We start from the raw sequence: 7,750 nt of genomic DNA on the forward strand, positions 1-7,750 counted from the left end.
GCTGGAACAACTCCCACAACTCATCCGGCACCAGCCGCTCAACGATCCCCACCACGACCAACAGCCTACCGAGCCAACCAAATGAGATGACTTCTTAGAAGTTACGTGGAATCCGACCGGGGATGATCTTGTCTCCACCAAGCCCTACTGGTGCCGTGCCGACGATGTGAACACGCCAAGGTCCGTGGTGGACAAGGGTTTTGATGGGGGTCCTGATGAATCGTCGGGTATGCGTGCGGCCGCGGTTCGCGGGTCGTCAGCAGCAGCTGCCTTCCGCCGCGCCGGCGATGGCTTCGAGACGGCAGAAGCAGGACGCGTTGATCGGTACGTCCGCCATGGCGGAAGCGAGCTTCAGTTGCTGGGCCACGATCTGCGCTTCCGCGCTCTTGCCCAGGCGCAGGAGACACTCGTGGAATCCGTGCAGTGCCCATACGTTGCCGGGGTGTTGCGAGGGACGCGGCAGCGTGTCGTCGAGGCCCAGGTCGGCCCGGTAGACGGCCTCCGCCTCTTCCACACGTCCCTGTTCGAGAAGCAGGGCGCCGTACGCGTGCCGTGTGGGCTGCATCCATCCCCACGGCTCGTCGTAGGGAAGGTTGTCGTCGAGTGTGATCGACCGCTCCAGTGCGGCGAAGGCGGCGTCGTGGTTCCCCTTGCGGTACTCCAGTTCGCCGTCGAGCATCTCCGACGCGATCGCGAGGATGTCGACGCAGGTGTTGTTGAACAGCATGCGTGACTCGGGTACGAGGGAGACTGCCTGACGGAACAGTTCGCGTTCGGTCTCCGCCTCGGGAATCCGGCCGGTCGCCGAGAAGGCGATGCCGCGGGCGTAGTGGAGCATCGCCGTGGTCGCGCAGTACAGCTCCGGGTCGGCGGGCAGCGGCAGTTCCAGGATGTCGCTCCAGCGGCCGAAGCGGATCAGCACGTGTACCCGCATGGCGAGGAAACCCTCCAGCCAGTCGGCCATGGGCGGACTCTGCATTCTCAGCAGTTCCTCGGGGATGGAGGCTTCGAGCTGTGCGGCGGTCTCCAGGGCGGTCGCCGACTGACCGAGGAACATCGCACCGTAGATCTTGAAGTGGTAGTTGTGCGATCGGTACAGGGTGTAGAAGTTCATCGCGCCCGCCCGCGCGTAGTACTTCTCGTCGGCGGCGATCGCGGTGGTGTTGTCCGACACCACGCGCCGGTAGTCCCCGCAGAGCACCTCCAGGTGTGTGGGCATGTGCTGCAGGTGCCCGGCATCCGGCACGAGGCCGCGGAGCCGGTCCGCGACGGGCAGGGCGGCCTCGGGGGTCGGGGACATCTCCATGAGGTGGATGTACATGTGCAGAAGGCCGGGGTGCGTCTTCCCGGGCCCGGTGCCGATCGCCCGATCGAGGACCGCCTTGGCCTCCAACGTGCGGGAGCCTTCCGCCGGCAGCCCGGTCGGCAGGTCCCACAGCTGCCATGGCGTGAGGTTCATCTGTGCGTCGGCATGGAGTGTGGCGACATCGAGGTCGTCGGGAGCGAGTTCGTACACGGCGCGCATCCTGTCGGCGTAGGGCTTGTTCCACACCGAGCAGTCCTCGACCGCTTCCGCCTGCGGATACCGGTACCGCAACGCCTGGATCAGGGCCTGCTCGACGGGAGTGGCGCCGGCCGCCTTCTCGTGGGCGCGTTCGACGGCCGCGTGGGTGCGTTCGACGGTTCGGGCCAGGTCCTCGCCGTCGAAGAACTCCCAGGGCTTGTTGTAGTTCGGACCGAGGGCGTAGGCGATGCCCCAGTAGGGCATCGCGCAGTCCGGATCCGCCGCGGCGGCGGCTTCGAAGCAGGAGACGGCCTCCTCGTGGTGGAAGCCGTACGACCAGAGGAGCCCGCGGTCGAACCACATCTGGGCGGACGGGGAGGACGTCGTCACGGGGCGGGTGTGGGTGCCGAGGTCGTAGTAGTCCATCCGTCTCTCCTGAAGGTACGGTCCGGTCGGCCAGGTGGCGCGTACGAGCGGTTCGGCCCGGCCGGGACATGTGGACGCGCCGTGACCGACACGCACTGTCCCAACGCGGTGAGGGTCTCCGGGGACACCTGTGGCCGAGGGTAGAACCGATCTCGCCCGGCCGGGAAACGCACGCGTGCGTGCGGGTTCCGCGGGAATGTGCCGCGGGACGGCCACGGGTCCGACCCGCCCACGTGCTGGGCGAAAAGGGATACAGCTCCAGGGCCATCCGGACCTGGCTCAGACGGCGGGGCATCGCCCACACCATCCCCGAACGGGCCGACCAGATCCGCAACCGGCTCCGGCGCGGCAGCCGCGGCGGGCGCCGGTTATCTGGCCCGTCGGGACGGCGCCCCTTACTCGGCTGCCGTGAACCGGGCGACGTCAGCGTTCGCGGCTACGCTGACGGTGACCGCTGTCGTGACCGTGGCTCTTGCGGGTGATCCATGTCTGCTTACTGATGGGCCCGTCAAGTAACCGCTTGGCTGCGCGCGGTGGCCACAAAGGCAATGGCCGTGACCGGCCCGGATGCCGAAGGCGAGTTGTCCCCTGACACCTGGTTCATCGAGTCGGTGCTGGGCTTCAGCGGCGCCGGCAGAAACGAGGGCGGGACGGCGATCCGCGTCCACCTGTCGTTGGAAGGAGTTCGCAGCGCCCTTGGCGAGCTCGGCGGTGGCCCAGTCGGTGACGATCGTCGGCGTCCCCGCTTCGATGATCTTGCCGAACGCCTGCCGCAGTAGGGCCTCGGCCCAGGAGTGGTCGGTATTGAAGCCGAGGACGAGGCGGTCGGGGCGGAGGGTGTCCTCGACGGCGAACGACTCGCGTAGGAACTCCGGGTTCCAGGCAACCTCGATCCGGTCCCCGGCAGGGGCGTGTTCGTGCTGGAGCTCGGCGACGCGGGGGGCGGTGCCGACGGGGACGGTCGACTTGACCGCGATCACGGCCGGGGTTGTCAGGCAGGGGGCCAGCTCGCGGACGGCGCCGAAGAGGTGGGTGAGATCGTAGGCGTCGCTGCCGGGCTGCTGCGGGGTGCCGACGCCGACGAAGTGCAGGTCGGCGAACTCGGCGGCCTCTTGGTAGGAGGCGGTGAACTTCAGTCGCCCCGACGCGGTGTGCTTGGCGAGGAGGTCGTCCAGATCCCGCTCGAAGAACGGGGCCTTCCCGGTGTTGAGGGTGTGGACCTTGTCGATGTCGCAGCCGCCGTCCGCTGGCCGTGCTCGATCTGCCCTGCGCCGCCGCATTGGGCTGCACCACGATCGACCTGATGACGACCGGGCGCGGCATGGTCGCCCCGCCCGCCGGCAGCAGCGTCCTCGCCCAGTGGGACGACGTCCTCGCCGCGGCCGCGCCCGAGCACGTCCCAAAGCGCCCTTGGCTACAGCAGCCGTTGCCGCCTGTGCCCGCCCGCGTCAGGCGGTCTGGGTGAGTTCGGCGCGGCCGAACAGCAGCGCGTATCCGGACGGAAGCTGGGCGATGATGCGGTCCAGGAGGCAGGGGCCGGCCAAGTGGCCGACGGTGGCAAGGACGGCTCCGGTGTCCCAGCGGGCGGTCGCGGGTGTGGCCCCCGTGCGGATGGCCAGATCCTTGACGAAGCCCCAGCCGGTGAGCGGTTGAGTGTCGGGGATCTGGCCGGTGAAGACAAGGGCGGCCTCGGCGGGGAGGCAGCCAGCGAGGTCGACGCGTTCGTCGCCGGTGAGCTGACGGCCCAGGGCCCCCAGCACGGCACGTGTGACGTCCTCGGCCCGTTCCCGGGTGGGATAGGCGCCTTCGTACCGGATTCGTTCCAGCATCTGGTGAAACGATATGCCGGTTGGGGCAGAGGCCGGTTCACGCAGCGGATGCATCGGAGGATGGTTGCCTTTCTCGTTCAAAGGGGTGTTTGAGTGTTGGCAGTCGGCCGGCCCTGTTGATGTGGTGAGCGGGTCTCGCTCTTCTGGGTTCAGGTGCGCTCGGGGCGGCCGAAGAGGAGGTCGTAGCCTGGTGGGAGCTGGAGGAGGATGCGGCGGGTGAGTTCCTCGCCGGCCGCATCGGCGGTCACGCTCAGTACGGCGCCGACGTCCCAGACCGCGGTCTGCTCGGTGGCTCCCTCGATCCACGCTGCGGTCGCCCGCAGGAACCGCTCCGGAGAGAGCGGCTCAGTGGCCTGCAGCGGGTTGAGAAGAATCACCGCGAAGGTCTCCGGGAGCCGGGCCGCCAGCTCGGCCCGGACCTCACCGACCAGATGGGCGCCCAGCAGCGCCAGAACGGTACGGGCGGCCCGCTCGGCTTCCTGGGGTGTGGCGTACTCGCCGCGTTCCTGCACGTGGTCGAGGAATGCTTCCCATCGCATGCCCGCCAGCACCCCCTATTCGGTCGTGGTGTGAGGGACGTGGTGCGGAGGACGGAATCCGAGCGGGAGATCGATGCCGTCCTCCGCCGTCTGCGGTCGAGAAACCGCTTCCTCAGCCGCTGATCTGCTTGTGCTCGGATTCCCCGCCGATCGCGATCTTGCGGGGCTTGGCGCGCTCGGCGATCGGGATCCGCAGGGTCAGCACCCCTGCTTCGTAGTCGGCCGTGATGCGCTCGGTGTCCAGGGTATCGGCCAGCACCAGCTGGCGCGAAAAGACGCCCAGGGGCCGCTCGGAGAGCTCCATCTGCACGTCGTCGGTCTTCACCACCGGGCGGCGCTCCGCCTTGACGGTGAGCATGTTCCGCTCGACATCGATATCGATCGCATCCTTCGCGACACCGGGCAGGTCGAGGGCGATCACGTACTCCTCGCCCTCACGGTAGGCATCCATCGGCATCGCCGAGGGCCTGGACCAGGTGCCGGTGACACCCGTCAGCTGCTGGGCGAGCCGGTCGAGTTCGCGGAACGGGTCAGTGCGCATCAACATCGCGAAAACACCTCCACAACTCTGGCAGGAACTGCCAATGCGCTTCGTCTTGACACCGTTGTAACATGTCATCCAAACGATGACAAGCGAAGCGTCATTCGAACGATGACATCCCCGAGAGGATCTCCATGAACGCCTCCGCCGAGCCCCGTGGCCCCAGCTCGTTCCTCGCCGCCGCAGCAGCACTGAACACGATCAACGAAGCCGTCCGCACCGCCCAGACCACGCAGACCGAAATAACCCCGGAGGACGGACAGACCAGTGCGGACCAGGCCCTGGCCGCACTCCTGCTGTTGCGCGAACTGCGCGACCACCTCGCAGGATGGGAACCCGGGCTGATCGAGGCGGCCCGGGCAGCAGGCTCCAGCTGGGCGGACCTCGCCCACCCTCTGGGCGTCGCCAGCCGCCAGGCCGCCGAGCGCCGCTACCTGCGCGTACGCCCCGGAAAACCGGGCACCACCGGCGAACAGCGCGTGCAAGCCACCCGCAACCGCCGCGCCGCCGACCGCACCATCACCACCTGGGCCCGGACCAACGCCGCCGAACTACGCCAACTCGCCGGCCAGATCACCGCCCTCACCGACCTCCCCACTCGTGCCCGCACACCTCTGGCCCGGCTCGCCGACGCTCTCGCCGACAACGACGCCGCCAACCTCATCACGCCCCTCGCCGACACCCACATACACCTCAAGGCCAACCACCCCGACCTCGCAGCCCGCATCGAGACCATCACCCACAACGCCGACCGCCTCCGCCAAGCCGGCAACGACCTTCGCTGAACCACCACACGGCGGCCGCCCGCCCGGGCCCGCAGCTGACCGCATCCGCCGCGCCGGTGGAGCGACGGCTCCCGCCTACCGGCTTTCGCCGTGCTCTCGAACGCACGCGAGTCCGCATACGGAGGCGGAACGAGTCAGGACGGTCTCAAGTGAGGCTCTGCCGCCGCGTCCACCCCGGGACGAGAACGCGGCCTCAAGGAGGCCGCCGATCAGGTCCAGACCCAGCCCTTGGGAGCACGTACGACCGGCCGGCCCACACCGCCTCCTGCACTCGTTCCCGGGCACCGTTGCCAGCCACTGCGCCTCTCGGGGCAGTCGGCTGGAGTGCGGGACAGCGCGGATTCATCCGTCGGCGAGCGGCGAGCGGCGAGTGCTGGCGGGGGCGCCAGTTCGGCCGGCAGGGATACTGGTGGGGTGAGTGGAGAAATGTCGCTGCACCCGAGGTGGAGCCACCTGGCCGACCGGCTGCCCCCATCGCTGGACGACTTGCGCGGGCCGGCCGCCGGCGTCGTCCACCTGCCGCAGCATCTGGCTTGGTCCGGACTGACCGACTTCGAGCTCAGCGACGAGAAGCTGGTGATCGGCCTGTACCGGATCGTGCTGAACAACGGGCAGCGCGAGGACCTCGTGACCTACCTCAACGCCGATCTGCTGCGTGACCACTGGCCCCTCCTGCGCCGGGTAGTGGGCAAACCCCTGCGCAGCTGCTGGGAGCAACGCTTCCCGCAGCTGGCTCCCGCGGCCGCCGCGTGAAGCTGCCCCCGTTGCACGAGCGCCTGCTGTCCGACGCGCTCCAGGCAGGAGCCCGATACGGTCTGGTGCTCGCGGGCGGGTACGCGGTCCAAGCGCATGAGCTGGTGTCGCGGATCAGTCAGGACCTGGACTTCGCCACCACCGACCCGGCCGGTCTGGACGTCATCACCGCCCATCTCACCCAGCAGCTGACCGCCCGGGGCTGGCAGGTCAGGGTGATCGAAGTAGCCCCCCGCATGTCGCGGCTCACGCCACCGACCCCGTGACCGGTCAGGCGTGCGAACTCGATGTCCTTCTCGAAGTATTCACCAGCCCACCGGAACAGACCGCTATCGGGCCGGTGCTTTCCCTCGACGACACGATTGGGCTCAAGACACGGGCAGTGCACGATCGCGGCTTCCCCCGCGACCTCATCGACGTCTTCAGCGCCCGCCACCTCTTCAGCACCCTCGAGATGGAGTCCTCGGCGCACAGCACGAAGACGACTTCGACCTCGAGGAACTGCACGCCCGCCTGGAAGCAGCCGAGTTCACGCACGACCGCGAGTTCACGGCGTACGGCATGCCACCGGACGACGTCGCTGGGCGATCGCCTCCTCGATCCGGCCCTGGCGTTCCCTGATCGTGGCGAGCAGGCCGATCGCGTGGGACGGTTCCATTCGGAGGTTGTTGCAGTCAGGGTCGTCGCAAGCGGGGACCGCCGCTTCCACCCGGGCCTCCAACAGGGCCGCCGCTTCCTCGTCCATGCCCGCCGCTTCGGCGACGTCGACCAGGCACTCGGCGAGGAACCAGTCCTGTATCTCGGAGCGCAGCAGCATGAACGCCTCGCCGCCGCGGCCGTGGCGGGCCAGCAGGCGCGCGAAGAAGACAAGCGCCAGCCGGTCACCGGCCTCTGCGTACGGGCGGGACAGCGCGATCGCCTCCTCCGCCCGGCCCCAGCCCTCCAGCAGCTCCGCCCGCGCTTGGGCCGCCGGCCACCAGTTCGTGGCGACGTACGGAGCGAGCACCTCCAACGCCTGCTCGCGCTGGCCCCGATGTCCGAGCAGCCGTGCCCACTCCAGCGCGCAGAACCACTCTCCGCGGCTGGCCTGCAACTCCACTTCGCGCTCATGACCGAGTTCGAGAAGCCGCGCCACCAGCGGCGGAGGAATGCAGCCCGTCAGCGTTCGGGCCCGGTAGTCAAGATCAGCAGCGTCCACGACAGCGCACCTTAGCCCTCACCACTGACACGACCCGCACGTCGGAGCCGTCGCACGTGAGGGCATACGTCAAAAAACCTTGGCACCCTCAAGTGATCAACGCACCACCCACGGATGATCATGTGGTCGTGGAGGCACAGGTGCGTGACTACGGGTTTTCGCCGGCTCAGCAGGA

At 68.5% G+C, this 7,750-nt stretch carries 9 protein-coding genes and 1 pseudogene; 4 read left to right on the top strand and 6 right to left on the bottom strand.

Going from position 1 to position 7,750, the window contains the following annotated elements:
• Positions 1 to 256: 256 nt before the first annotated feature.
• Entirely contained in the window at positions 257 to 1,930 is a 1,674-nt protein-coding gene (locus ABZ208_RS38420; RefSeq protein WP_356914092.1) for a hypothetical protein, read from the bottom strand.
• A gap of 182 nt (positions 1,931 to 2,112) precedes the next feature.
• On the opposite strand from ABZ208_RS38420, the pseudogene ABZ208_RS38425 reads away from it, so the two are divergent.
• Positions 2,113 to 2,295 (top strand): annotated as a pseudogene (locus ABZ208_RS38425) (IS5/IS1182 family transposase); the annotation flags it as partial.
• Between the two features lie 30 nt (positions 2,296 to 2,325).
• On the opposite strand, the gene ABZ208_RS38430 reads toward ABZ208_RS38425, so the two are convergent.
• From ABZ208_RS38430 to ABZ208_RS38445, 4 genes are all read right to left on the bottom strand, one after another.
• The gene (locus ABZ208_RS38430; RefSeq protein ID WP_356914093.1) at positions 2,326 to 3,210 is read right to left on the bottom strand and encodes a hypothetical protein; all 885 of its coding nucleotides are present in this window, start codon (positions 3,208 to 3,210) and stop codon (positions 2,326 to 2,328) included.
• 168 nt (positions 3,211 to 3,378) lie between these two features.
• Entirely contained in the window at positions 3,379 to 3,813 is a 435-nt protein-coding gene (locus ABZ208_RS38435) for a DUF2267 domain-containing protein (protein WP_356914094.1), read from the bottom strand.
• A gap of 95 nt (positions 3,814 to 3,908) precedes the next feature.
• Positions 3,909 to 4,298: a DUF2267 domain-containing protein gene (locus tag ABZ208_RS38440; RefSeq protein WP_356914095.1), complete on the bottom strand. Its 390-nt coding sequence runs from the start codon at positions 4,296 to 4,298 to the stop codon at positions 3,909 to 3,911.
• Between the two features lie 112 nt (positions 4,299 to 4,410).
• Positions 4,411 to 4,845 (bottom strand): Hsp20/alpha crystallin family protein, encoded by a 435-nt coding sequence (locus ABZ208_RS38445; RefSeq protein WP_097283193.1) that lies wholly within the window; start codon positions 4,843 to 4,845, stop codon positions 4,411 to 4,413.
• Between the two features lie 128 nt (positions 4,846 to 4,973).
• Between ABZ208_RS38445 and ABZ208_RS38450 the strand changes: the two genes are divergently transcribed.
• The 3 genes from ABZ208_RS38450 (at position 4,974) to ABZ208_RS38460 (ending at position 6,643) form a co-directional block, all read left to right on the top strand.
• Positions 4,974 to 5,624 (top strand): type III effector protein, encoded by a 651-nt coding sequence (locus tag ABZ208_RS38450; RefSeq protein ID WP_356914096.1) that lies wholly within the window; start codon positions 4,974 to 4,976, stop codon positions 5,622 to 5,624.
• Positions 5,625 to 6,038: 414 nt separating this feature from the next.
• Positions 6,039 to 6,377, top strand: a complete 339-nt coding sequence (locus ABZ208_RS38455) for a hypothetical protein (RefSeq protein WP_356914097.1) — start codon at positions 6,039 to 6,041, stop codon at positions 6,375 to 6,377.
• A gap of 11 nt (positions 6,378 to 6,388) precedes the next feature.
• The gene (locus tag ABZ208_RS38460; protein ID WP_356914098.1) at positions 6,389 to 6,643 is read left to right on the top strand and encodes a nucleotidyl transferase AbiEii/AbiGii toxin family protein; all 255 of its coding nucleotides are present in this window, start codon (positions 6,389 to 6,391) and stop codon (positions 6,641 to 6,643) included.
• Positions 6,644 to 6,924: 281 nt separating this feature from the next.
• Here ABZ208_RS38460 and ABZ208_RS38465 read toward each other — a convergent pair whose 3' ends face one another.
• On the bottom strand, positions 6,925 to 7,575 hold the full coding sequence (locus ABZ208_RS38465) for a hypothetical protein (RefSeq protein WP_356914099.1): 651 nt from the start codon (positions 7,573 to 7,575) through the stop codon (positions 6,925 to 6,927).
• Positions 7,576 to 7,750: the final 175 nt, after the last annotated feature.

Source organism: Streptomyces sp. NPDC006208, assembly GCF_040613775.1.
Taxonomy (GTDB): Bacteria; Actinomycetota; Actinomycetes; order Streptomycetales; family Streptomycetaceae; genus Streptomyces.